Source organism: Symbiopectobacterium purcellii (assembly GCF_052050035.1).
Taxonomy (GTDB): Bacteria; Pseudomonadota; Gammaproteobacteria; order Enterobacterales; family Enterobacteriaceae; genus Symbiopectobacterium; species Symbiopectobacterium purcellii_A.
In genome coordinates this window covers 827,790-850,631 of the sequence record NZ_CP189882.1, presented here as the reverse complement: position 1 = coordinate 850,631, position 22,842 = coordinate 827,790, and the positions used below count along the sequence as shown (strand labels likewise).

At 51.9% G+C, this 22,842-nt stretch carries 24 protein-coding genes and 6 pseudogenes; 20 read left to right on the top strand and 10 right to left on the bottom strand.

What is annotated here, in order from left to right:
- Positions 1–58: 58 nt before the first annotated feature.
- Entirely contained in the window at positions 59–955 is an 897-nt protein-coding gene (locus ACQGXV_RS06880; RefSeq protein ID WP_440867304.1) for a LysR substrate-binding domain-containing protein, read from the top strand.
- A 7-nt stretch (positions 956–962) separates the two neighbouring features.
- Here the strand turns inward: ACQGXV_RS06880 and ACQGXV_RS06875 are convergent, their stop codons facing one another.
- Positions 963–1,544, bottom strand: a complete 582-nt coding sequence (locus ACQGXV_RS06875; protein WP_440865732.1) for an NAD(P)H-dependent oxidoreductase — start codon at positions 1,542–1,544, stop codon at positions 963–965.
- A gap of 237 nt (positions 1,545–1,781) precedes the next feature.
- Complete coding sequence (locus ACQGXV_RS06870) at positions 1,782–4,166, bottom strand: TonB-dependent receptor domain-containing protein (RefSeq protein WP_440865731.1); 2,385 nt, start codon at positions 4,164–4,166, stop codon at positions 1,782–1,784.
- Between the two features lie 422 nt (positions 4,167–4,588).
- Here ACQGXV_RS06870 and parC point away from each other — a divergent pair, with 422 nt between their 5' ends.
- The 3 genes from parC to ftsP all read left to right on the top strand — a co-directional run bounded on the left by parC (position 4,589) and on the right by ftsP (position 9,396).
- On the top strand, positions 4,589–6,847 hold the full coding sequence (gene parC / locus ACQGXV_RS06865; RefSeq protein WP_440865729.1) for a DNA topoisomerase IV subunit A: 2,259 nt from the start codon (positions 4,589–4,591) through the stop codon (positions 6,845–6,847).
- 147 nt (positions 6,848–6,994) lie between these two features.
- Positions 6,995–7,732, top strand: coding sequence for a 1-acylglycerol-3-phosphate O-acyltransferase (locus ACQGXV_RS06860; protein WP_440867302.1), 738 nt, complete (start codon positions 6,995–6,997; stop codon positions 7,730–7,732).
- A 257-nt stretch (positions 7,733–7,989) separates the two neighbouring features.
- Positions 7,990–9,396, top strand: coding sequence for a cell division protein FtsP (gene ftsP / locus ACQGXV_RS06855; protein ID WP_440865728.1), 1,407 nt, complete (start codon positions 7,990–7,992; stop codon positions 9,394–9,396).
- Positions 9,397–9,463: 67 nt separating this feature from the next.
- Here ftsP and ACQGXV_RS06850 read toward each other — a convergent pair.
- Positions 9,464–9,781: pseudogene (locus tag ACQGXV_RS06850) on the bottom strand (alpha/beta hydrolase family protein); the annotation flags it as partial.
- A 36-nt stretch (positions 9,782–9,817) separates the two neighbouring features.
- On the opposite strand from ACQGXV_RS06850, the gene ACQGXV_RS06845 reads away from it, so the two are divergent.
- The 6 genes and pseudogenes from ACQGXV_RS06845 to ACQGXV_RS06820 all read left to right on the top strand — a co-directional run.
- Positions 9,818–10,183, top strand: a complete 366-nt coding sequence (locus tag ACQGXV_RS06845) for an IS630 transposase-related protein (protein ID WP_440862584.1) — start codon at positions 9,818–9,820, stop codon at positions 10,181–10,183.
- Positions 10,107–10,640, top strand: a complete 534-nt coding sequence (locus ACQGXV_RS06840; protein WP_440862665.1) for an IS630 family transposase — start codon at positions 10,107–10,109, stop codon at positions 10,638–10,640. Before ACQGXV_RS06845 ends, ACQGXV_RS06840 begins: the two co-directional genes overlap by 77 nt.
- Positions 10,568–11,702: pseudogene (locus ACQGXV_RS06835) on the top strand (IS256 family transposase); the annotation flags it as partial. The gene ACQGXV_RS06840 and the pseudogene ACQGXV_RS06835, both read left to right, overlap by 73 nt.
- Positions 11,680–11,874 (top strand): hypothetical protein, encoded by a 195-nt coding sequence (locus tag ACQGXV_RS06830; protein WP_440865727.1) that lies wholly within the window; start codon positions 11,680–11,682, stop codon positions 11,872–11,874. The pseudogene ACQGXV_RS06835 and the gene ACQGXV_RS06830, both read left to right, overlap by 23 nt.
- Positions 11,875–12,025: 151 nt before the next feature.
- Positions 12,026–12,814 carry an IS21-like element helper ATPase IstB gene (gene istB, locus ACQGXV_RS06825; RefSeq protein WP_440865726.1) on the top strand — a complete coding sequence of 263 codons (789 nt, stop codon included), beginning with the start codon at positions 12,026–12,028 and terminating at the stop codon, positions 12,812–12,814.
- 63 nt (positions 12,815–12,877) lie between these two features.
- A pseudogene (locus ACQGXV_RS06820) lies at positions 12,878–13,363 on the top strand (aldo/keto reductase); the annotation flags it as partial.
- A gap of 68 nt (positions 13,364–13,431) precedes the next feature.
- On the opposite strand, the gene rsmC reads toward ACQGXV_RS06820, so the two are convergent.
- Positions 13,432–14,478, bottom strand: a complete 1,047-nt coding sequence (gene rsmC / locus ACQGXV_RS06815; RefSeq protein ID WP_440865724.1) for a 16S rRNA (guanine(1207)-N(2))-methyltransferase RsmC — start codon at positions 14,476–14,478, stop codon at positions 13,432–13,434.
- A 217-nt stretch (positions 14,479–14,695) separates the two neighbouring features.
- Positions 14,696–15,670 carry an IS30 family transposase gene (locus tag ACQGXV_RS06810; RefSeq protein ID WP_440863349.1) on the bottom strand — a complete coding sequence of 325 codons (975 nt, stop codon included), beginning with the start codon at positions 15,668–15,670 and terminating at the stop codon, positions 14,696–14,698.
- A gap of 157 nt (positions 15,671–15,827) precedes the next feature.
- On the opposite strand from ACQGXV_RS06810, the gene ACQGXV_RS06805 reads away from it, so the two are divergent.
- The 3 genes from ACQGXV_RS06805 to rimI all read left to right on the top strand — a co-directional run bounded on the left by ACQGXV_RS06805 (position 15,828) and on the right by rimI (position 17,408).
- A complete protein-coding gene (locus ACQGXV_RS06805) occupies positions 15,828–16,373 on the top strand; it encodes a chorismate mutase (RefSeq protein ID WP_440865723.1) in 546 nt (181 codons plus the stop codon).
- Positions 16,374–16,535: 162 nt separating this feature from the next.
- On the top strand, positions 16,536–16,952 hold the full coding sequence (locus ACQGXV_RS06800) for a DNA polymerase III subunit psi (RefSeq protein WP_440867300.1): 417 nt from the start codon (positions 16,536–16,538) through the stop codon (positions 16,950–16,952).
- 15 nt (positions 16,953–16,967) lie between these two features.
- Entirely contained in the window at positions 16,968–17,408 is a 441-nt protein-coding gene (gene rimI, locus ACQGXV_RS06795) for a ribosomal protein S18-alanine N-acetyltransferase (protein WP_440865721.1), read from the top strand.
- A gap of 49 nt (positions 17,409–17,457) precedes the next feature.
- Here rimI and ACQGXV_RS06790 read toward each other — a convergent pair.
- Positions 17,458–17,637, bottom strand: a pseudogene (locus ACQGXV_RS06790) (hypothetical protein); the annotation flags it as partial.
- A 51-nt stretch (positions 17,638–17,688) separates the two neighbouring features.
- Here ACQGXV_RS06790 and ACQGXV_RS06785 point away from each other — a divergent pair.
- The 4 genes and pseudogenes from ACQGXV_RS06785 to ACQGXV_RS06770 form a co-directional block, all read left to right on the top strand.
- Positions 17,689–17,835, top strand: a pseudogene (locus tag ACQGXV_RS06785) (IS256 family transposase); the annotation flags it as partial.
- A 110-nt stretch (positions 17,836–17,945) separates the two neighbouring features.
- On the top strand, positions 17,946–18,071 hold the full coding sequence (locus ACQGXV_RS06780) for a hypothetical protein (protein ID WP_440865720.1): 126 nt from the start codon (positions 17,946–17,948) through the stop codon (positions 18,069–18,071).
- The gene (locus tag ACQGXV_RS06775) at positions 18,038–18,376 is read left to right on the top strand and encodes an IS630 transposase-related protein (protein ID WP_440862928.1); all 339 of its coding nucleotides are present in this window, start codon (positions 18,038–18,040) and stop codon (positions 18,374–18,376) included. The genes ACQGXV_RS06780 and ACQGXV_RS06775 overlap by 34 nt, the downstream gene beginning before the upstream one ends.
- Positions 18,300–18,833 carry an IS630 family transposase gene (locus ACQGXV_RS06770; protein ID WP_440862665.1) on the top strand — a complete coding sequence of 178 codons (534 nt, stop codon included), beginning with the start codon at positions 18,300–18,302 and terminating at the stop codon, positions 18,831–18,833. Before ACQGXV_RS06775 ends, ACQGXV_RS06770 begins: the two co-directional genes overlap by 77 nt.
- A 19-nt stretch (positions 18,834–18,852) precedes the next feature.
- Here the strand turns inward: ACQGXV_RS06770 and ACQGXV_RS06765 are convergent, their stop codons facing one another.
- Positions 18,853–19,431, bottom strand: a complete 579-nt coding sequence (locus ACQGXV_RS06765) for an IS30 family transposase (protein WP_440865719.1) — start codon at positions 19,429–19,431, stop codon at positions 18,853–18,855.
- Between ACQGXV_RS06765 and ACQGXV_RS06760 the strand changes: the two genes are divergently transcribed.
- Positions 19,412–19,561 carry a hypothetical protein gene (locus ACQGXV_RS06760; protein ID WP_440865644.1) on the top strand — a complete coding sequence of 50 codons (150 nt, stop codon included), beginning with the start codon at positions 19,412–19,414 and terminating at the stop codon, positions 19,559–19,561. The two genes, ACQGXV_RS06765 and ACQGXV_RS06760, sit on opposite strands and share 20 nt — an antisense overlap.
- Here ACQGXV_RS06760 and ACQGXV_RS06755 read toward each other — a convergent pair.
- Entirely contained in the window at positions 19,514–19,846 is a 333-nt protein-coding gene (locus ACQGXV_RS06755) for a helix-turn-helix domain-containing protein (RefSeq protein ID WP_440865717.1), read from the bottom strand. The two genes, ACQGXV_RS06760 and ACQGXV_RS06755, sit on opposite strands and share 48 nt — an antisense overlap.
- On the opposite strand from ACQGXV_RS06755, the pseudogene ACQGXV_RS06750 reads away from it, so the two are divergent.
- Positions 19,845–20,651, top strand: a pseudogene (locus tag ACQGXV_RS06750) (IS256 family transposase); the annotation flags it as partial. The gene ACQGXV_RS06755 and the pseudogene ACQGXV_RS06750 sit on opposite strands and share 2 nt — an antisense overlap.
- Before the next feature lie 11 nt (positions 20,652–20,662).
- Here the strand turns inward: ACQGXV_RS06750 and ACQGXV_RS06745 are convergent.
- Both ACQGXV_RS06745 and ACQGXV_RS06740 read right to left on the bottom strand, forming a co-directional pair.
- A complete protein-coding gene (locus ACQGXV_RS06745) occupies positions 20,663–21,196 on the bottom strand; it encodes an IS630 family transposase (RefSeq protein WP_440862665.1) in 534 nt (177 codons plus the stop codon).
- Positions 21,120–21,485: an IS630 transposase-related protein gene (locus tag ACQGXV_RS06740; protein ID WP_440862584.1), complete on the bottom strand. Its 366-nt coding sequence runs from the start codon at positions 21,483–21,485 to the stop codon at positions 21,120–21,122. The genes ACQGXV_RS06745 and ACQGXV_RS06740 overlap by 77 nt, the downstream gene beginning before the upstream one ends.
- A gap of 360 nt (positions 21,486–21,845) precedes the next feature.
- On the opposite strand from ACQGXV_RS06740, the gene ACQGXV_RS06735 reads away from it, so the two are divergent.
- Complete coding sequence (locus ACQGXV_RS06735; RefSeq protein WP_440865715.1) at positions 21,846–22,769, top strand: IS5 family transposase; 924 nt, start codon at positions 21,846–21,848, stop codon at positions 22,767–22,769.
- Positions 22,770–22,842 lie beyond the last annotated feature (73 nt).

Genomic DNA, 22,842 nt, shown 5'->3' with positions numbered 1-22,842 from the left:
ATTAAAATAACCGGTTATGATGACGTTATCTGAGGCAGAGAAACGGCAGCGAGAAGCGATGAAAGTCACGCTGGAAGAGTTGCAAGCGTTTGTCGTGGTCATCGACAGCGGATCGATTACAGCAGCGGCAGAGCAGTTGGGGCAGACCGCCTCCGGTATCAGTCGTGCGCTGCGCCGACTGGAAACCAAGTTGGATACCACGCTGTTGCACCGTACTACACGCCGTCTGGCGTTATCACAGGAGGGCGAGCTGTTTTTGACGCAGGCGCGTGAAGTGATCGCGTCGGTCGAACAGGCAGAAGAGTCGATGGCCGTCGGGCGTGAGCAGCCCTGTGGCACGTTGCGCGTCAATGCCGCATTTTCGTTTATGCAACATGCTATTGTGCCCATTATCCCTGAATTTCGGCGCATTTATCCGCATATTCAGCTACAACTGAACACCGATGACGTCTTTATTGATTTACTGGAGCAGCATACTGACATTGCGATCCGCATTGGCACTCTGCGGGATTCCAGCATCCATGCCCGCCTGCTTGGCAGCACGCGTACGCGGATCTTAGCCAGTCCTGATTATTTGCAACGCCACGGCGTGCCGCAGACCGTAGAAGCGCTGGATAATCACGTATTATTCGGTTTCACCCATGTGGATGTGCTCAATATCTGGCCAGTACGTAAAGCTAACGGTGAGTTGTATCGCATCAAACCGGCGCTGGTGGCCTCGAGCGGTGAAACGCTGCGTCAATTGGCGCTACGGGGAGAGGGGATCGTCCGCTTGTCTGATTTTATGACGCAGGACGATCAGAAAAGCGGTCGATTAGTGCCCGTGTTGGCGCAACAGACGGTCGAAACGCGCATGCCAGCAAACGCGGTTTACTACCGCAACACCAAGCTGACAGCGCGTATCAGCTGTTTTCTCGATTTTCTCAGCGAGAAGATGGCGCAACAGCTGCTGTAGGCCGTATTCAGGCGAATACGCGGGTCAAATGTTCACGGTATTCAGCCAGATAGCGATCCACCTCTGGCTGCTTGATCACGTCATTGCAGATAAAAGTCGGCAGCGGCGACAGGCCGATAAACTGGTTAGCTTTGTGGAACGGCAGGTAAACGCCATCAACACCGACACCGTGAAAGAACTGGTCGGGATCTGTAAAGGCTTCCAACGGCGCGTTCCAGGTGAGGGACAGCATATAATTCCGTCCTTGCAGCAGACCGCCGGAGCCGTATTTTTTGCTGGCATCTGAGCGGGTGCGGCCATCGCTGGCATACAGCGAGCCGTGACCGTGAGTAAACACTTCATCGACGTATTTCTTCAGGGTCCACGGCATATCCATCCACCATCCCGGCATTTGATAAATGACGGTGTCTGCCCACAAAAAGCGCTGTACCTCTTCGTCCAGGTTGTAGCCCTGATCGACGTTAGTCACCTGTACGTTATGGCCCTGTTCGCTGAGCAAGGTGGCGGCAAAATCCACGAGCGTGTTGTTCAATTGGCCCTTGGAGTGACCAAAGGATTTGCTGGCGTTGATCAGCAGAATGTTTTGCATGGTGACGATGATCCTGATTGCTTAATGAAAGTAAGGCAGTGTAGTGCGCAGGCTTAGGATGAAAAACGGGTGTAATCGCACAACACTTTTGACTGTCAGTCAATAAATTAGGGGTTTTGTGTCCCGAGAGTCAGGCAATCGTTAAATAAAAAGGGCAGGAAAACCAACGTATTGGTTTTCCTGCCCTGTTGAGGACACGTTTTGCGTTTATTTCACTTCACGCAATAAACGCGCTGATTAGAAATCGACGCTCATACCCAGTTGGAAGGTGCGTCCCGGTGCAATTGACAACTGTTGATCGTAATAGCGTGAGTTATTGGGGTCGGTATTGGTCGGTGCCTCAATGTTGCGGCTGTTCTGGTAATCCCAATATTTACGGTCAGTCAGGTTGTAGATACCGCCGTTGACGCGCACGTTTTTGGTAATGCGGTAGTACGCGGTCAAATCCACCAAACCATAGCCCGGTACGCGCATAAAGGTGACATTGTCTGTGCCAAGCACGTTACGGTCGCCCACGCGTTTACGGCCTGCGGCGTAATCAGCGGTCTTCCCTTTGGTAAAGGTGGTGATCAGCGCAGCGCCATAGGTGTTGCTCGGATCGTCATAGGCCAGCCCAACCACGGCTTTTTGTGGCGTGACGGTATCGAGATTGACGTAGCGGTCACCGGAGGCGCTGGATTTTGCTGCACCCTGGGTATAGCCGTAAGCTAGACGGGCGCTAAACCCTTTGGCCTGTTCAAACCAGGTACCCAGTTCGAAACGCGCACTCAACTCGCCACCGTAGATATAGGCTTTATCGCGGTTTTCGGTGAGATACAGGATGCTGATATTGGCGGGTAGGGTGGCAAACAGGTCGGGGTTTGACCCGCGACGATAGTAACCGTTGGCGATAAAGTTTTTGTAATCGTTATAGAACGCGGCAGCGCTGATCGTTACCCCGTCTACAATACGGCCTTTCAGCCCCAGCTCATAGTTATCGCTGGTTTCGGTTTTCAGATTAGGATCGCCGATGGTGGCATAAGGGCTGGAGCCACCGAAGTAACCCAGCGCCCATGAACCATAAAGCTGTCCGGCATTGGGGAACTGCGCACCGCGTTTGTACTGTACATAGGCCAGCAGTTCGGGTTTCAGATTGTACTGGAAGGTCAGTGCAGGCAGGATCTGGCCATCGGCGTTGGTGCCGTACATTTTGGCGGTGTCACTGGCCGTTACGTTACCGTTGGTGTTGGTAAACAGGTTGTCGGTATTTTCCGGTTTGGCATGCTGCCAAGCGAAACGCACCGCAGGGATAATGGAGAAATCACGACCCGCTACGTCCCAGGTCATCTTATCCTGCACAAAAGCCCCGGCATTGATGATTTTGCTGTCAGCCTGAGGGCGACCCAGGTTTACGGTGCCAGCCAGTATATTTTTGGCAACCAGTGGGCGCTCAGACTCTGATTGGCGCAGGTTAACCCCGTAACTGAAGCGGTGGTTGCGCCACTCTTTGGTCGCTTTGCTTTCGAGCCCAACGGTGTTGGCATCGTAGCCGCTCCATACCTGAGACGGCAGTGCGGCATTGCTGATGGTGTAATCGTGGGCTTCGGTTTTGCTAAAGAACAGTTTGCTGTTCAGGCTGTCAAACAGCAGCCCGTCAGTTGGCGTATACAGATCGGCAACGCTCACGCCCCAACGGCGCGTTTTGCTGTCCTGAAATGAGGTGCTGCCATCACGGGTGGAGCTGCCGGAGGCACCCACGTTCCAGGTGGGGAAATTGCTGTGGTTAAACTTCTCGTAATAGTCCACGGTGCCGGTCAGCTGGTGCAGGTCGGTTGCCTGCCATATTCCGGAGGCCAGCACGGCGTTGGAGTGCCAGTTGGCCGGGTTGCTGTCGATGGTGGCATCGCGGTGGTTTTCGGTTTCATTACCGTCACGGCGGCTGTAGACCACCACGCCGCGCAGGATGTCGTCACCGCCAGCGGCAGTAATTCCGTTGTGGAAACTGCGATCGGCGGAGTCATACCCAGCCTGATAACCAAAATAGCTGTGTTTATCGCTGCTGAGGAAGTTATCTGGCGATTTGGGCACAAAAGAGACGGAACCGCCCAGCGCGTTATTGCTGTTAGACACGTCGGTAGCACCGGAGGCGATGTCTACTGAGCCGTACAGGTAGGGATCGAGGTAATCGCCGCGGCCGATGCCGGTGCTGCCTGCCTGAACGCGACCGCTTGGCGTGGAAGTGCCGCGATCGGTCCCTGCGGGAAGTTCAACTCCATCGATATCGATAGAGACGCGATTGTTTTCCAGTCCGCGAATGTTGTAGCCGCTATAGCCACCGCGATCGTAGCTGCTTTTGCCTGCGGTAGCCCCGGCGCTGACGCCCGGTGCGCTTACCAGCGGCTGATAGCGCATGATATTGCCGAAGGTGTTACCGCCTTCTTTCAAGAGGTCGTTGGCCGTCAGGGTGGTTTTCGTGCCCGCTTCTCGCTCCACGCGGGGAGAAAGTACCGTCATGGTGTCCTGGGACTCTTTCTGGGCAGTATCCGATTTGCCCTGCGCGCTTTGCGCCGCATTGGCACCAAATGCCAAGCCGGACAGGACGCCGGTCAGCAAAATGTTATTCATATTCTTATGATTTAACATGATAGAGCTCTTGGGTTCGCGATGGTTTGTGTTCGTAAAAGTGGAGGTGCCGATATTGTCATCGGTGCGGTATGGCGCTGCGTATAGTTAAATGATAATCATTAGTATATAGCAAATATAATCATTATCACCACGATTGCGGCGTTAAGATTTCTTAATGAAGGAACTCAACGGCGATTGATGAAGTGTTAAGGGAGGAAGACACCGGAGGTTTGTGACAGTGGCTGGCAAGATGCGGTACTATCTGCGCAGACATTACCGCGTGCGTTGCGGGAAGGCGGCAAGCGAACGAATCCCGATGAGATTACTCAGGTAAGTGATTCGGGTGAGTGAACGCAGCCAACGCGCCTGCAACGTGAAGTATGACGGGTATAGATGACCTGTTTTGGCATGATCATTGAGTCACCGCGTAAGGATTATCGATGAGTGAGATAACTCATGACGGCGCAGAACGTCTTGCGCTGCATACGTTTACAGAAAATGCGTACCTGAACTACTCCATGTACGTCATCATGGACAGGGCGCTGCCTTTTATTGGTGACGGACTTAAGCCGGTGCAACGCCGCATCGTGTATGCGATGTCGGAACTGGGATTGAGCACCAGCGCCAAGTTTAAGAAATCCGCTCGTACCGTGGGTGACGTGCTGGGGAAATACCATCCGCACGGTGACAGCGCCTGCTATGAAGCCATGGTGCTGATGGCGCAGCCTTTCTCTTACCGTTATCCGCTGGTGGACGGTCAAGGCAACTGGGGGGCACCGGACGATCCGAAATCCTTTGCGGCGATGCGTTACACCGAATCGCGCCTCTCCAAATACGCCGAAGTGCTGCTGGGCGAGTTGGGGCAAGGCACCGTTGAGTATCAGCCCAACTTTGACGGCACCTTGCAGGAGCCGAAAATGTTGCCGGCGCGTCTGCCCAACATTTTACTCAATGGTACCACCGGCATTGCCGTCGGGATGGCGACGGATATCCCACCGCATAACGTGCGCGAAGTGGCGGCCGCAGCCGTTGCACTGCTGGAAAAACCAGAATCCTCGCTCGACGATCTGTTGCAGTTCGTTCAGGGGCCGGATTTCCCCACCGAAGCTGAAATCATCACGCCGCGTGATGAGCTGCGCCGTGTCTATGAGCAGGGGCGTGGTTCCGTGCGGATGCGTGCCCTGTGGAAGAAAGAAGACGGAGAAGTGGTGATCACCGCGCTGCCGCATCAGGTCTCGGGGGCGAAAGTATTGGAGCAGATCGCCAGCCAAATGCGGGCGAAAAAGCTGCCGATGATCGACGATTTACGCGATGAATCGGATCATGAAAATTCGACGCGTTTGGTGCTGGTGCCGCGATCTAACCGGATCGATCTCGATCAGGTCATGAATCATCTGTTTGCCACCACAGATTTGGAAAAAAGCTACCGCATCAACATGAACATGATCGGTCTGGATAACCGTCCCGCCGTGAAAGGGCTGGTGGAGATCCTGAGCGAATGGCTGGTGTTCCGCCGTGATACGGTGCGCCGCCGCCTTAACTACCGTCTGGAAAAAGTGCTCAAGCGTTTGCACATTCTTGAAGGTTTGTTGATTGCGTTCCTGAACATTGATGACGTTATTCATATCATCCGCACCGAGGATGAGCCCAAAGCGGAACTGATGCGCCGCTATGGCCTGAGTGATACCCAGGCTGAAGCCATTCTTGAATTAAAATTGCGGCATTTGGCGCGCCTGGAAGAGATGAAAATCCGTGGCGAGCAACATGATTTGGAAAAAGAGCGCGATCAGCTTCAGGCGCTGCTGGCATCAGAACGCAAGCTCAACAATCTGCTGAAAAAAGAGATTCAGTCGGATGCGGAGATGTATGGCGATCATCGCCGTTCGCCGTTGCATGAGCGTGCGGAAGCCAAAGCCATGAGCGAGCACGATTTTGTGCCGTCTGAGCCCGTCACGATTGTGCTGTCAGAAATGGGCTGGGTGCGTAGCGCGAAAGGGCACGATATCGATCCTTCCGGGCTGAGCTTTAAAGCGGGCGATAGCTACCGAGCGGCCGCGCGCGGCAAGAGCAACCAGCCGGTGGTGTTTATCGACTCCACCGGGCGTAGCTATGCGCTCGATCCTATCACGCTGCCGTCGGCGCGCGGCCAGGGTGAACCACTGACGGGCAAACTGACGCCGCCGCCGGGTGCCACCATTGAGCATGTGCTGATGGCGGCGGATGAACAGCGTCTGTTGATGGCGTCCGATGCCGGCTACGGGTTTGTTTGCACGTTCAACGATCTGGTGGCGCGCAACCGTGCCGGTAAAGCGATGATCACGCTGCCGGACAATGCCAAAGCGCTGGCACCGATCGTGATAGAACGTGACGACGATCTGCTGATGGCGGTCACTGCTGCGGGTCGCGTACTGGTGTTCCCGGTGTCCGATCTGCCTCAGTTGTCGAAAGGCAAAGGCAACAAGATCATCTCCATCTCTTCGGCGGACTTTACTGAAGGCAAGGATCGTCTGGCTCTCCTGCTGGTGCTGTGGCCGCAGGCGACGGTGAAACTGTATTCCGGCAAGCGCAAAATTGTGGTGCGTGCGAGCGAACATCACGGTGAACGGGGTCGCAAAGGCACCCTGCTACGCGGGCTGCAACACATTGACCGCATTGAGGTTGATGCGCCGCCAGCGTCGAAGGATGACAGCGAGGAGTAATTCGTTGCCTGATACCACCGATGGCGGTATCAGGCATCCCCCTCTTTGTTACCGGGCCGATGGCGCGGGTGCCACGGCAAAGGATTACCCGTGTGTTTTATGCCGAAGTCGCTATACTAGCGGCGGCGGTTGGCTTATGAGGTTGTTATGTTATTCATTATCCGTTTTGTGGTAGTTGTGATTTTTTCCATTCTGATTTGCCTGTTCGGTACGATTTACTGCCTGTTTAGCCCGAAGAATCCGCGCCACGTGGCGACCTTTGGTCATGCGTTTGGGCGGCTTTCGACCCTGTTTGGCCTAAAAGTAGAAGTCAGAGTGCCTGCGGATGCGGGAAACTATGGCAACTGCATTTACATCGGCAACCATCAGAACAACTACGATATGGTGACGGCGGCAAATGCGGTACAGCCGGGTACGGTAACGGTCGGTAAAAAAAGTCTGGTGTGGATCCCTTTCTTTGGGCCGCTCTATTGGCTGGCAGGTAACTTGCTGATTGACAGAGAAAACCGCGCCAAGGCGCACGGCACCATTGCGCAAGTTGTTCATCACATTAAAGAGCGCAATATTTCTGTCTGGATGTTTCCAGAAGGCACGCGTAGCTGTGGTCGTGGATTGATGCCGTTCAAAACCGGCGCTTTCCATGCGGCGATCAGCGCCGGCGTGCCAATTGTGCCGATTTGTGTGACCGACACGCACAATAAAGTCAAACTGAACCGGTGGAATAATGGCCATGTGATCGTTGAAATACTGCCACCGATTGATACTTCTGCATACTGTAAAGAGCAGGTGCGTGAGCTGGCCGCACACTGTCATGATGTGATGGCGGCGCGTTTGGTTGAACTGAATGCTGAAGTCGTTGATCGGGAGAAAGCAGCGAAGCGTTAACGTTTTTTTACGCCCTCTACGTTGGTGGTGGATATATACCCTAAATAATTCGCGTTGCAGGACAACACGTTTACGTTTTGGACAGCGCTTGCGCTGGCTCTTTAGGGCGAGGCTCATTGATGAGTCTCGTAATGCGGCAAGTGAGGGAGTCCCGATGCGCTTACTCAGGTAAGTGATTCGGGTGAACGAACGTAGCCAACGCCCCTGTAATGCGAAATATGACGGGCATATACGGTTAGCAAGATTACGGAGTTTTTATGTCACTTAGCCGCCGTCAGTTTATTCAGGCATCGGGGCTTATGGTGTGTGCGAGCGGGTTACCTGCGACGGCGCAGGCAAAGGGCAAGCAAAATGCGCTACCCATCCCGCCGCTGTTGGAGTCTCGTCGCGGGCAACCGCTTTTTTTGACTATGCAGCGCGCACACTGGGCGTTCTCCGGTGACCGTAAGACGTCGGTGTGGGGCGTTAACGGACGTTATCTCGGTCCTACGGTAAAAGTGTTCAGCGGCGATGATGTCAAACTGATCTACGGCAACCGTCTGAATGAGCCGGTCTCGATGACCGTCAGTGGCTTGCAGGTGCCAGGCCCGTTGATGGGCGGAGCCGGACGTATGATCTCTCCGGGGACTGACTGGGCCCCAGTGTTGCCCATTCGACAGGCGGCGGCTACCTGCTGGTATCATGCCAATACGCCGAACCGCATGGCGCCGCATGTGTATCAGGGACTGGCTGGACTTTGGCTGGTAGAAGACAGCGTCAGCAAGAGTTTGCCTATTCCGAATCACTACGGCGTGGATGATTTTCCGCTGATTATTCAGGATAAGCGCTTGGATAACTTTGGCGTTCCGGTCTACAACCCGCCCAGTAGAGGAGGCTTTGTCGGTGATACGCTGTTGGTGAACGGCGTACAAGAACCGTTTGTCGAAGTCTCACGCGGTTGGGTGCGCCTGCGCTTGCTGAATGCATCAAATGCGCGTCGTTATGTGATGCGTCTGAGCGACGGTCGCCCGATGTACCTTATCGCCAGCGATTTGGGTTTTTTACCGCTGCCGCTGGCGCTGAATCAGATTTCCCTGGCGCCGGGTGAACGCCGTGAGATTCTGATTGATATGTCTCAGGGCGGTGAAGTGACCTTGGCGGCGGGGGATGCGGCAACGTTGATGGAGCGACTGCGTGGCTTGTTTGAGCCCTCCAGCATCCTGGTGTCAACGCAGATACTGAAGTTAAAACCCACCGGTTTGCTGCCACTGGTGACGAACAATCTTCCCGCCCTCTTGCTGACGGATATTGTGCTGCCCGCCAATATCAGCCGGACGCGGGAGTTCCGTCTGGGCGATAGCCTGCCGGGAATTAACGGTGCGATGTGGGATATGACGCGCACGGATGTGCAGACGCAGGAAGGACGCTGTGGACGCTGGATCATTCACGCCGATTCACCGCAACCGTTCCACATTCAGGGGGCGATGTTTCTGGTGCGCAGCATCAACGGCGCGGCTCCTGCTGCCGATCAGAGTGGCTGGAAAGACACAGTGTGGGTGGATGGCGACGCCGAACTGTTGGTCTATTTCACCCAATCGTCATCGGCCTCATTCCCGTTCCTCTACTACAGCCACACGCTGGAGATGGCGGATCGTGGTTCCACCGGACAGTTGGTGGTGCAGTAAAACGGCACGATAAGGGGGCGTATTGCCCCCTTTGTTTTGCATTACCGTTTTGTATTACCGCTGTGTATTACAAATTGGCGTTTGGATTCTGTGGCGCCGCCGCTACGGGTTGCGTTGCAGAAACTTTCAGCGTTAGTGTAAACCACGCCACCACGCGATGAATCAGCGGCTCTTGATACCACGGTAAATCGCCGTGATTCGCCCCTTCCAGCAACACATACTCTGCCGGATTTTCGCCCTGTTTTAAGGCCTTAAACAACTGAGCACTTTGTACCGGGGAAACCAGCGTATCCGCGCTGCCGTGCATGATCAGGAACGGCGGTTTTTTACCGTTGATGTGCCCCATAGGGCTGGCATTAAGGGCTTTCTTCTCATCTTTGCCGATATAGCTAAACGACTTAATTTTGATTACATTATTTAAATGAGCTATTCAATTGATTTTAGACGTAAAGTGATATCTACACGGAAAAACGAAGGGTTGAGTATCCGAGAAACAGCGAAGCAATTTCGGATTGGCCCTGCCTCTGTATCGCGTTGGATTAATCAAATAGAGTCAAAAGCATCGACCACGCGTCAGCGAAAGATCGATAAATCCGAGTTGATAAAAGATGTTGAACAATATCCAGATGCTTACCAAAAAGAACGTGCAGAGCGTTTTGGCGTTTGTCAGAAGGCCATTTGGCAAGCGCTTAAAAAGCTGGGATTGACCTATAAAAAAAACTCTACGTCATCCGAAAGCCGACGAAAACGCCCGGCAGGGATTTCAACAAAAAAAACAACAGTATGAAAAAGAAGGCAAACCTATTGTTTTTATTGATGAAAGTGGTTTTTCACACGATGCCCCACGGACTCACGGCTATTCCCCAAAAGGTCAACGGTGTTTTGGCCTGAAGAACTGGGGAGCTAGGGGAAGAACAAATGTTATCGGCGCTTTATTAGGCACAACGCTGTTTGCTATCGGATTATTTGATATCAATATTAACAGCGATGTTTTCTATGCCTGGGTCACACAAGTCCTTATCCCAGTACTCCCTAAAAACAGTGTAATCATGATGGACAATGCCACTTTTCACAAAAAACATAATATTCAACAAGTCATCATCGATGCAGGGTATATGGTGGAGTATTTGCCTACATATTCGCCAGATCTTAACCCAATTGAGCATAAATGGGCACAAGCAAAAAGCAAAAAAAGAGAGATGGGTTGCGATACAGAGAGTTTGTTCTCAGTCCATATGGTGTAATCAAAATTAAGTCGCTTGGCTATACCTTCGAGCCGACACTGATCGGTAAGCACGAAAAGCAGCTTAAGGGCTTCGATGACCGCATTATTTCTCTCTATTCCAGAGGGCTATCAACCCGTGATATTCAGGCTCACTTTAAAGAAGTCTACGGGGTCGATGTTTCCGCTGGCTTCATTTCTCAAGTGACCAATGCCGTGATGGATGACGTTAAGCGCTGGCAGCAACGGCCGCTGGATGCGTTTTATCCCATTGTTTACCTTGACTGTATTGTGGTCAAAAGCCAGGACGGCGGAGCCGTGGCCAACAAGTCTGTTTACTTGGCTCTAGGCATCAACGGCCAGGGCGAAAAAGAGCTGCTGGGGCTATGGATAGCCAAAACCGAGGGGGCCAAGTTCTGGTTATAGCCAACCGACTTAAAAATGATTACATCCTATGCCCTGATATGCGGCAAAGAAGCATAGCTGGCTGTTATCAAAATAATGTCGCTTGGCTATATCTGTAATGACAGAACTGAAAAATCGTGGGCTACAGGACATCTTCATCGCCTGCTGCGATGGCCTGAAGGGCTTTCCTGATGCCATTGAAGCTGTTTACCCGCATACGCGGGTACAGCTCTGCATCGTGCATCAGGTGCGGAACTCGCTGCGCTACGTCGGCTGGAAAGAGCGTAAAGCCGTTGCTGCTGACCTCCGCACTATCTATAGTTCCGCAACGCTAGAGGGCGCTGAAGAGGCCCTGGATGCCTTCGCGGCCAAATGGGATGAGCAGTTCCCGACGATCAGCCCATCGTGGAGAAATAATTGGGAACGTCTCATCGTCATTTTTGATTTTCCGCCGGAGATTCGCAAGGTTATCTACACCACCAACGCGATAGAGTCGTTAAATGCTTCATTGCGCAAGATAACGAAAACGCGACGAATATTTCCAACGGATGACTCGGTGCTAAAATTATTCTATCTAGCCTTGCATAATATCTCGGCTAAATGGACCCTACCAATCAGAGACTGGAAACCGGCTATGAGCCAATTCATGTTGATGTATGGAGATCGGATTTCCGGTTAAGCGATGGAGCCATTTACACGAAATTCTTTACAGACTCGTTGAACACGCCATCGCGGGTATCAAGCGCCTCGGTTGCATGACCCAAATTTTACGGAATCGTAGACCCTTTATTGATGATATCTTCTTACTCCTTAGCGCCGGTCTTTGGAATTTCCATCTCAGAACAGCGTAAAATTTACTTCAATCACCGAAACACCCTTATTTCACTATTAAGCAACACGCTTATTGCCTCCTCCGGTACCGGCGAGTTGCTCGCGCCCCATACCCACAGAGAGTCTCCAGCACCCGTTGGCTACGTATCAGGCGCTACTGGAGGTAGAAGCATGAACCTCCAGCATGATCGTATCGCAGCGCTCTGCGAGCAGCTTAAGCTCGATAGATTACCGGCTGAGTGGCCCGCCGTTGCTCAGACGACGATCGACAGCAACGGCACTCATGCCGACTTCCTTGAAGCTGCTTTACAGCTTCAGCATGATGGGCTGAACGAACGGCGCCGGCAGACTATTTTGCGTTTATCAGGCCTACCGGTGATCAAGACGCTGGAGCAGTTTGATTTCGCCTTTGCGAGTGGCGTACCTCGCAGTCAGATCCAGGAGTTGGCCGGGCTGGCGTTTATCGAGCGTCAGGAGAACCTGGTCTTGCTGGGTCCGTCCGGGGTAGGTAAAACGCACCTGGCGACAGCACTCGGCTACAGAGCCGCGATGGCCGGAATGAGTATTCGGTTCGTCACAGCCGCAGATCTGATGCTACAGCTGCTCGCATCACATCGTCAGGGGGAGTTAAAAAGCTATCTTAATCGCGTTGTGGGTAAGCCTAAGTTGTTGATCATAGATGAGGTTGGCTACCTTCCCTTCGGTAAAATGGAAGCCAATCTGTTCTTCCAGGTTATCGCTAAACGGTATGAGTCAGGCAGCGTGGTCCTGACCAGCAACCTGCCGTTTACCCAGTGGTCGGGGACATTCGGAGATGATGAAACGCTGACGGCGGCGATGCTGGATCGGCTGCTTCACCATGCGCATATCGCGCAAATCAGCGGTCAAAGCTATCGACTGAAAGATAAGCTGAAAAGCGGTCAGATCCAGAAGAAAACTAAAGCAGCTACGCTCGAGTAATTCAAAGGGGGTGGGTCAGTTTTACTTTGGCAGGGTGGGTCAGAATTCAATCGGTATTGACAAATTACTGCGCTTCAAACGGAGTATTCTCTCTGGACGCGCGATGTGGAAGCGGAGATCCTCCCGGCGTGCCGCCGGTTGGGGATTGGTTTTGTCCCCTATAGCCCGCTCGGGCGTGGCTTTTTAAGCGGTACGTTACGCAGCCCGGAGGATTTGGCTCCGGATGATTTCCGCCGTACCAATCCGCGCTTTATGGGGAATAACTTTGCCAAAAACCTGGCGCTGGTTGAGCAAGTAGAAAAACTGGCGCAGGCAAAAGGCGTCACCCCTTCGCAGTTGTCGCTGGCATGGGTATTGGCGCAGGGTGACGATATCGTGCCAATTCCGGGCACCAAACGCCGTCGCTACCTGGAAGAGAATATCGCCGCACTGGATGTTCAACTGGCACCAGAGGAACTGGCCGCGATTGAAGCCATCTTCCCCTTCGCCGCAGCCGCGGGCGATCGTTACGGCACGGAGAGCATGGCCACCATTAATAGTCTCCGCTAACAGCGCGTGACACTCAATACGAGCCTTAACATTGCGGGCCTCGGTGTATCACCAAGGCCCGTACACGGTTAGCGAGCAGCCGGTTTGGCATGCTTGCTGGCACGCGTTAATGTGGCCTGATACACCTTAAAGCGCCCGGTTTGCGCCAGCACTTCGTGGTTACCAAAAGTGGCATCCAGCAATGCCGGATAAGGCAGGAAGGCGTTAGCGACGATGCGTAACTGCCCGCCGATATTCAGGTGCTTGGGCGCTTCACGAATCAGACGATCGGCCGCACTCAGGCTGGTTTGCAAGCCATCGTGAAACGGTGGATTGGAGACGATCAGGTCAAAACGCCCGGCGATATCAGAATAGACGTCGCTGGCAATCACATCGCCTTCCACTTCGTTTAATGTCAGCGTTGCACTGCTGGTCAGCAACGCTGCCGCGCTGACATCGCTCAACGTCAAACGCAGCTTAGGCGACTGTTTTGCCAACACCGCTGCCACTACGCCACTGCCGCTGGCAATATCCAGCACCTTACCTTTCATGTGCGGCGCAAAGGTGGATAACAGCAGCGCGCTGCCGACATCAAGACCATCGCGGCTAAAGACGCCCGGCAACGTCGCGACCGGCACATCCTCGAGGTAATAACTGTCTTTCCAGTCATCAAGGTTAAATTCAGCACAAGCCTCTAATTGACCATGGTAAAGTCCACAGCGCCGCGCGCTGTCAATCTTGGTCAAGGTAGCAAAGCCTTCGAGAATACCTTCCGCGCTGCGCACACCGCTGCGGTTCTCACCCACGACAAAAATCTCGCTGCCAACGGCAAGATGCGATAACAGGTCGGCGAGCTGGAACTGTGCTTCCTGTTTGCTCTTCGGCCAGTAGTAAATCAGGGTATCGCAAGCGGCAACCTGCTCAGCATTCACCAGCAAGCCGAACTGCGCGTTATCGCCCATGGCTTTGTTCAGCGGTAACCAATGGTGATATTGCGTGAGATGCGCGTGCACCTCCGCCGCGTCAAACTGCGCTGGTAACGTGTCTTGAATGTCGCCGGCAAACAGCACACGGCGTGAAATAAATTCGTCACTGTGGCGCAGTATCACTTCACTGGCGGGGGTTAATGCTGACATCAGGTGTTCGCTCCTCAAAAATAGAACGGCGATTATACCCTAAATTTTCCCGGTTGCAGGGGCGCATAACAGCAAGAACGCAAACACAACGCAGTTGCCAGCCTTGGCGATGACGCGCAGGTACACGAGATGGCTATCTATTAAGCCTGCGTTTATCAACGCGTTTGGCTGACACGATGCCCCATTCCCAGTCGAAACGCAACAAAACGGTAGGGCATTATGCCGCCTGTAAGTGCGTTAAAAATACCTCATTTGGAGAACGATAACCCAGCGATTTTCGGCCTCGCGTATTGAGCAGGTGTTCGAGTGCTGCAACCTTGCGATGGGTGACATAATTGAAGTCCGTTCCCTTCGGGTAAAAACGCCGTATCAGCCCGTTGGTATGCTCATTCAACCCGCGTTCCCAGGAATGATATGGCCGGGCAAAGTAGACCGGTGCCCCCGTGACTTTTGTAATTTCCCCGTGCTGGGAAAATTCAGAACCGTTGTCAGCAGTCAGGGTTTTAAACTCGCAGAAGGTATTGGCAACGATGTCCCTGAAGGCCGCTACCACTGTCTCTGCTCGCTTGTTGGGCAGTTTGCGAATGATGACCAGCTTGGCGGCTTTATCGACCACCGTCAGCAGGAATGATTTCTGATCTTTGCCAAAGATGGTGTCAATCTCGAAATGCCCGGGTTCCTGCTTGAGGTCAGCAACGGCCGGCCGCTGCTCAATGCCAACACGGTTGGGAATAGGACCGCGTTTGTTCTCATCGGTCTGATAGTTATACCGTTTACCCCGATGAGGGAGCTGCTGATACAGCTCACCGCCGGCCCGGCGCTCCTGCTGGATATAGCGATAGAGCGAGTTCTTGCTGACGGACAGGCCAAATTCCAGGACCAGGCGCCCACTGATGACCTCAGGTGAGGTGTGGGTAGACAGCGCCGTTATGATAAAGTCCTGAATGTGCGGTTCAAGCTGGTTAATCACGCTGTCCGGCCGTGTTTTCTGCCGCCGCCCTCTGGCCAACGTTTCGGCCCTTCTGCAGGAATAGACCCCGTTGAAAGCGGCGTCGGTATTGCGTCTGAGTTCCCTGCTGATGGTAGAACGAGGAAGCTCCAGTTCCCGGGCGATGGTGGCCTGGTTAACCCCATCACCACGCCGCTTTTCGATGTAGAACCGTTCTTTGTGAGTCAGATGTTTTCCCTGCATGCAACGGGATCTCCAGTAGGGCCAGAACGGTGATTTTATCCGACTCTGGCCAGTGGGTCACTTTGTTGCGTTTCGAGTGGGAATGGGGCTATTATTCCCCATCGATGGAATTTACATCGAAGGCATATATCCCCCTAACAGCAAAAGGTGACGTTAAATGTTTAGTAAAGTGTCAGCAAGGTCGCTACTTTTAGCCGGACTGTTTTTTTCCGAAACGGCATTAGCCTCCCCGGCTGATTGCGGCGATCTGGCCTCATTGATTAACCAGCGGTTGTCTTACATGAAGGATGTGGCAGGGTATAAAGCGGAAAAACACCTTGCTATTGAAGACGTCCCTCAGGAAGGCAATGTGCTGACCAACTCAGTCGCGGTGGCAGAAAAGCTCGGGTTGCGCGGCGAGTCGGTAAAACCGTTTATCCAGGCACAGATGGATGCCGCTAAAGCCATCCAATATCGTTACCGCGCTGACTGGCTGTCTGTTGCAGAAAGTGGCTGGCGGCCAGACCCACTGCCTCAGGTAAGATCAAAAATAAGCGTGTTGAACACCGACATTCTCTCTTGCATTACTGCAACCTTGACTCAAGGCGAGCAGTTCACCGACAAGGTCACCTTTCTCCATATTCTTGACCAGGCTAACTTAAAAGACAGCGACAAAGAGCGCATATGGTACTCATTGCAGCAAATCACATTGAAGCGTCATTAACGTGAATATTTTACTTTCCGCTGAGAACGGTGTGAAAAAATACGGCACTGGTCATTATCAGGCGTAAAGGGGAACGCGCTGCTGCGATTCACTTTATTGGCGCATCCGTATCAGGTTTGTTAGCATAGCGCAGCTATCATGGCGAACCGAGCACGGGATATCATGGCACCAAGACGCGATTGGCTTTTACAACAGATGGGGATCACGCAGTGGACGTTACGTCGCCCCACGGTGTTGCAGGGCGAGATTGCCGTTACTCTGCACTCTCAAACGCGTCTGGTGATCGTTGCCACTCCGCTCCCCGCCGCCCATGACCCTCTGATTGGCGATGTGCTGCACAGTTTGTCGCTGCGCCCTGAACAGGTGTATCCCCTTACACCGGAACAGATTGCCATGCTACCCGCCTCGACGCATTGCCATAGCTGGTGCATGGGGGTTGCTGTGCCGCCCACCTGGACGGGTATGCAATTGAGCAGTCCGACGCTGGACGCGCTTTACGCCAATCCCAGTGCCAAACGCGCTCTGTGGCAACAAATCAGTAAACATCTTCCCTTGCTGGCAGCCTCAGAGGCCCATTAATTCAGGTTGTTTATCATGCACGTTATTTCGCCCCTCACGTCCCACGATTTGCACGCTGCCTTTGCCATCGAAAAGGCAAGCCACGCTTTTCCGTGGACTGAAAGCACCTTTAACAGTAATCAGGGCGAACGCTATCTGAACCTGAAATTAACGCTCGACGATGCGCTAGTGGCGTTTGCCATTACCCAGGTGGTGCTGGATGAAGCGACGTTGTTTAATATTGCTGTGCATCCCACCCACCAACGGCAAGGCTTCGGTCGGCATCTGCTGGAACAACTGATTGAAACGCTGGAGGCGCGCGGCATTACCACGCTGTGGCTGGAAGTTCGCGCATCCAACGCTAATGCCATCGCCTTGTATGAGCAATTGGGGTTTAACGAAGTGTCGCTGCGGCGTAACTATTACCCGGCGGCCAATGGGCGCGAAGATGCGGTGATCATGGCGTTGCCGCTGTAAATCATAACGCGCCTGCGCCACTAGATCATGGCAACAGGCGCGGGCAGTATTAGAAATCCACGGATACCGAGAGTTTCAGAGAGCGTGGATCGCCCTGTGTCACGTACGTTCCGCTATCATCCACCGATGCCCAATATTTTTCGTTGGTTACGTTCTCGACATTAGCATGCCACACCAGCGTATGATCGTTCATTGGCGTACTGTAGCGCACGCCCAGATCCGAGAGTGTAAAAAGATCTGTGTAAATGGCATTTTGAGGAAAACCTTCAGAGGACAAAAAATGCCTATCAGCAACGAACTTATTGACCAACTGCTTCAGGATTGCCACTCCCCTCAAGAGCTTCTGGGTGAATCAGGCCTACTCAAGGAGCTGACTAAAAGACTGGCGGAACGGGTTCTTCAAGCTGAGATGGAGATACACCTTGGCCCCATTCCCACTCGAAACGCAACAAAACGGTAGAGGCTTATGCCACCAGTAAGTGCGTTAAAAATACCTCATTGGGGGAACGATAGCCCAGCGATTTTCTGCCCCTTGTATTGAGTATAGCCAACCGACTTAAAAATGATTACATCCTATGCCCTGATATGCGGCAAAGAAGCATAGCTGGCTGTTATCAAAATAATGTCGCTTGGCTATATCTACACGGAAAAACGAAGGGTTGAGTATCCGAGAAACAGCGAAGCAATTTCGGATTGGCCCTGCCTCTGTATCGCGTTGGATTAATCAAATAGAGTCAAAAGCATCGACCACGCGTCAGCGAAAGATCGATAAATCCGAGTTGATAAAAGATGTTGAACAATATCCAGATGCTTACCAAAAAGAACGTGCAGAGCGTTTTGGCGTTTGTCAGAAGGCCATTTGGCAAGCGCTTAAAAAGCTGGGATTGACCTATAAAAAAAACTCTACGTCATCCGAAAGCCGACGAAAACGCCCGGCAGGGATTTCAACAAAAAAAACAACAGTATGAAAAAGAAGGTAAACCTATTGTTTTTATTGATGAAAGTGGTTTTTCACACGATGCCCCACGGACTCACGGCTATTCCCCAAAAGGTCAACGGTGTTTTGGCCTGAAGAACTGGGGAGCTAGGGGAAGAACAAATGTTATCGGCGCTTTATTAGGCACAACGCTGTTTGCTATCGGATTATTTGATATCAATATTAACAGCGATGTTTTCTATGCCTGGGTCACACAAGTCCTTATCCCAGTACTCCCTAAAAACAGTGTAATCATGATGGACAATGCCACTTTTCACAAAAAACATAATATTCAACAAGTCATCATCGATGCAGGGTATATGGTGGAGTATTTGCCTACATATTCGCCAGATCTTAACCCAATTGAGCATAAATGGGCACAAGCAAAAAGCAAAAAAAGAGAGATGGGTTGTGATACAGAGAGTTTGTTCTCAGTCCATATGGTGTAATCAAAATTAAGTCGCTTGGCTATATGTGTTCGAGTTCGGCAATCTTACGATGACTGACCTGACTGAAGTCTGTTCCCTTTGGGTAAAAACGTCGTATCAGCCCGTTGGTGTGCTCATTCAAGCCCCTCTCCCAGGAATGATAAGGATGGGCAAAGTAGACCTGCGCCCCTGTGATTTGAGTAATTTGCTCGTGCAGAGCGAATTCAGGGCCGTTATCAGCTGTTAGGGTCTTAAACTTGCAAAAGGTATTAGCTTCAATGTCCCTGAAAGCAGCAACCACAGTCTCCGCACGCTTATTAGGCAGTTTGCGAATGATGACGGTTTTCAATGCTTTATCTACGATGGTTAACAAGAATGACTTCTGGTCTTTGCCAAAAATAGTGTCAATTTCGAAGTGGCCAGGCTCCTGTTTAAGCTCGGCTTGAGCTGGGCGATACTCAATACCAACACGGTTGGGAATAGGGCCTGATTTGAGGTTTTCGGCATTGTACCTGTAACGTTTTCCCCGATGAGGAAGTTGCTGATATAGCTCCCCGCCAGCCTGTCTCTCCTGCCGGATATAGCGATATAGCGTATTCTTGCTGACAGATATAGCCAACCGACTTAAAAATGATTACATCCTATGCCCTGATATGCGGCAAAGAATCATAGCTGGCTGTTATCAAAATAATGTCGTTTGGCTATATACCGAATTCCAGGTGCAAACGGCCACTGATGATTTCAGGTGAAGAGTGAGTGGAAAGCGCCTGCCTGATGAAGTTCTGAATGTGTGGCTCCAACGGGTAAAAAGCATTGTTTGGCAGAGGCTTATGACGGCGTTCCCGGGCCAGAGTGTCCGCCCTTCTACAGCAGTAGACACCATTGAAAGTAGGGTCGGTATTGCGTCTGAGTTCCCTGCTGATGGTCGAGCGAGGCAGAGCACGCTCTCTGGCGATGGTAGCTTGGTTGACACCTTCACCACGCCGCTTTTCGATGTAGAACCGTTCTTTCTGAGTCAGATGTTTTCCCTGCATGCAACAGGCTCTCCAGTATGGCCAGAACGGTGATTTTATCCGACTCTGGCAAGTGGGTCACTTTGTTGCGTTTCGAGTGGGAATGGGGCTTGGGTATGCTAAGCATGACCCGGCTGGTAATAATTCAGGCAACTCCCGCAATGGCAAGACATCCAAGAGCGTACGTAGCCAAAATGGGGAGATCGAGCTCGATATTCCGCGCGACCGCAACAGTACCTTCGAGCCGACACTGATCGGTAAGCACGAAAAGCAGCTTAACGGCTTCGATGACCGCATTATTTCTCTCTATTCCAGAGGGCTATCAACCCGTGATATTCAGGCTCACTTTAAAGAAGTCTACGGGGTCGATGTTTCCGCTGGCTTCATTTCTCAAGTGACCAATGCCGTGATGGATGACGTTAAGCGCTGGCAGCAACGGCCGCTGGATGCGTTTTATCCCATTGTTTACCTTGACTGTATTGTGGTCAAAAGCCAGGACGGCGGAGCCGTGACCAACAAGTCTGTTTACTTGGCTCTAGGCATCAACGGCCAGGGCGAAAAAGAGCTGCTGGGGCTATGGATAGCCAAAACCGAGGGGGCCAAGTTCTGGTTATCTGTAATGACAGAACTGAAAAATCGTGGGCTACAGGACATCTTCATCGCCTGCTGCGATGGCCTGAAGGGCTTTCATGATGCCATTGAAGCTGTTTACCCGCATACGCGGGTACAGCTCTGCATCGTGCATCAGGTGCGGAACTCGCTGCGCTACGTCGGCTGGAAAGAGCGTAAAGCCGTTGCTGCTGACCTCCGCACTATAGCCAAGCGACTTAATTTTGATTACACCATATGGACTGAGAACAAACTCTCTGTATCGCAACCCATCTCTCTTTTTTTGCTTTTTGCTTGTGCCCATTTATGCTCAATTGGGTTAAGATCTGGCGAATATGTAGGCAAATACTCCACCATATACCCTGCATCGATGATGACTTGTTGAATATTATGTTTTTTGTGAAAAGTGGCATTGTCCATCATGATTACACTGTTTTTAGGGAGTACTGGGATAAGGACTTGTGTGACCCAGGCATAGAAAACATCGCTGTTAATATTGATATCAAATAATCCGATAGCAAACAGCGTTGTGCCTAATAAAGCGCCGATAACATTTGTTCTTCCCCTAGCTCCCCAGTTCTTCAGGCCAAAACACCGTTGACCTTTTGGGGAATAGCCGTGAGTCCGTGGGGCATCGTGTGAAAAACCACTTTCATCAATAAAAACAATAGGTTTACCTTCTTTTTCATACTGTTGTTTTTTTTGTTGAAATCCCTGCCGGGCGTTTTCGTCGGCTTTCGGATGACGTAGAGTTTTTTTTATAGGTCAATCCCAGCTTTTTAAGCGCTTGCCAAATGGCCTTCTGACAAACGCCAAAACGCTCTGCACGTTCTTTTTGGTAAGCATCTGGATATTGTTCAACATCTTTTATCAACTCGGATTTATCGATCTTTCGCTGACGCGTGGTCGATGCTTTTGACTCTATTTGATTAATCCAACGCGATACAGAGGCAGGGCCAATCCGAAATTGCTTCGCTGTTTCTCGGATACTCAACCCTTCGTTTTTCCGTGTAGATATCACTTTACGTCTAAAATCAATTGAATAGCTCATTTAAATAATGTAATCAAAATTAAGTCTTTTAGCTATACAGTTGAACACGCCATCGCGGGTATCAAGCGCCTCGGTTGCATGACCCAAATTTTACGGAATCGTAGACCCTTTATTGATGATACCTTCTTACTCCTTAGCGCCGGTCTTTGGAATTTCCATCTCAGAACAGCGTAAAATTTACTTCAATCACCGAAACACCCTTATTTCACTATTAAGCAACACGCTTCTAGACAGGCATCATGCCGCTAACGGGGATCTGTCTCCGGTGCGTTATGAACAAATGGGGCTTTGTTGAATAAATCGAACTTTCAGGGGATCGCCGGATCAAAGCACTATCATCGCTCCCGATAGCAGCTCCCCATGGCAAAGCAAAAGTTTAAAATCACCAACTGGCCCACCTACAACAAAGCACTCAGACAACGCGGCTCCCTGACGGTCTGGCTTGATGAGTCGGCCATCGCTGCATGGACTGACAGTTCTTCGCATGAAGGTCGTGGTCGGCCGCTTTACTACACCGATATGGCTGTTACCACGGTTTTGATGATAAAGCGCGTGTTTAACCTGTCGCTCCGGGCATTACAGGGCTTTGTCGACTCGGTTTTTACACTGATGAGCCTGCCACTGCGCTGCCCGGACTACTCTCTGGTCAGTCGGCGGGCAAAAACCGTCAGTATCAGCATAAAAACGCCAACGCGTGGTGAAGTCTCGCATCTGGTCATCGACAGTACCGGTCTGAAGGTCTTTGGCGAAGGTGAATGGAAAGTCAGGCAGCATGGGGCTGAAAGACGAAGAGTGTGGCGCAAGCTTCATCTGGCAGCAGACAGTGCGACGCATGAGATTATCTGTGCCGACTTATCGCTCAGCGGAACGACAGATGCGCAGGCACTGCCGGGCCTGATTAACCAAACCCACCGAAAAATCAGGGAAGTGTCAGCAGACGGTGCTTATGACGCCCGTTACTGCCACGATGCGTTGCTAAGAAAGAAAATCAGGCCCCTTATCCCGCCGCGAAGCGGAGCCAAATACTGGCCGGACAAGTACCATGAACGTAACCATGCGGTGGCGAATCAGCGTCTGAGCGGGAGTAATGATATGTGGAAAAAGAAAGTGGGTTATCACCGGCGTTCAGTGGCAGAAACAGCGATGTTCCGCATAAAAACTTTGCTGGGTGGCCATCTGAGCCTGCGTGACTATGAGGCTCAAGTAGGTGAAGCCATAGCGATGGTAAAAGCGCTGAACCGTATGACGTTGTTGGGTATGCCACACAGCGTCAGGATAGGATAACAGGTGTAGCAGAGGGAGTCATCCTGTCGGCTAATTCTGATTTATTCAACAAAGCCAACAAATGGCTGAGAAA

Excerpts from the sequence above, each read along its gene's own strand:
- ACQGXV_RS06880 (WP_440867304.1), top strand. The coding sequence starts at position 59 with ATGAAAGTCACGCTGGAAGAGTTGCAAGCGTTTGTCGTGGTCATCGAC.
- ACQGXV_RS06875 (WP_440865732.1), bottom strand. The coding sequence starts at position 1,544 with ATGCAAAACATTCTGCTGATCAACGCCAGCAAATCCTTTGGTCACTCC.
- ACQGXV_RS06870 (WP_440865731.1), bottom strand. The coding sequence starts at position 4,166 with ATGTTAAATCATAAGAATATGAATAACATTTTGCTGACCGGCGTCCTG.
- parC (WP_440865729.1), top strand. The coding sequence starts at position 4,589 with ATGAGTGAGATAACTCATGACGGCGCAGAACGTCTTGCGCTGCATACG.
- ACQGXV_RS06860 (WP_440867302.1), top strand. The coding sequence starts at position 6,995 with ATGTTATTCATTATCCGTTTTGTGGTAGTTGTGATTTTTTCCATTCTG.
- ftsP (WP_440865728.1), top strand. The coding sequence starts at position 7,990 with ATGTCACTTAGCCGCCGTCAGTTTATTCAGGCATCGGGGCTTATGGTG.
- ACQGXV_RS06845 (WP_440862584.1), top strand. The coding sequence starts at position 9,818 with ATGAGCTATTCAATTGATTTTAGACGTAAAGTGATATCTACACGGAAA.
- ACQGXV_RS06830 (WP_440865727.1), top strand. The coding sequence starts at position 11,680 with ATGGAGATCGGATTTCCGGTTAAGCGATGGAGCCATTTACACGAAATT.
- istB (WP_440865726.1), top strand. The coding sequence starts at position 12,026 with ATGAACCTCCAGCATGATCGTATCGCAGCGCTCTGCGAGCAGCTTAAG.
- rsmC (WP_440865724.1), bottom strand. The coding sequence starts at position 14,478 with ATGTCAGCATTAACCCCCGCCAGTGAAGTGATACTGCGCCACAGTGAC.
- ACQGXV_RS06810 (WP_440863349.1), bottom strand. The coding sequence starts at position 15,670 with ATGCAGGGAAAACATCTGACTCACAAAGAACGGTTCTACATCGAAAAG.
- ACQGXV_RS06805 (WP_440865723.1), top strand. The coding sequence starts at position 15,828 with ATGTTTAGTAAAGTGTCAGCAAGGTCGCTACTTTTAGCCGGACTGTTT.
- ACQGXV_RS06800 (WP_440867300.1), top strand. The coding sequence starts at position 16,536 with ATGGCACCAAGACGCGATTGGCTTTTACAACAGATGGGGATCACGCAG.
- rimI (WP_440865721.1), top strand. The coding sequence starts at position 16,968 with ATGCACGTTATTTCGCCCCTCACGTCCCACGATTTGCACGCTGCCTTT.
- ACQGXV_RS06755 (WP_440865717.1), bottom strand. The coding sequence starts at position 19,846 with ATGCAGGGAAAACATCTGACTCAGAAAGAACGGTTCTACATCGAAAAG.
- ACQGXV_RS06740 (WP_440862584.1), bottom strand. The coding sequence starts at position 21,485 with ATGAGCTATTCAATTGATTTTAGACGTAAAGTGATATCTACACGGAAA.
- ACQGXV_RS06735 (WP_440865715.1), top strand. The coding sequence starts at position 21,846 with ATGGCAAAGCAAAAGTTTAAAATCACCAACTGGCCCACCTACAACAAA.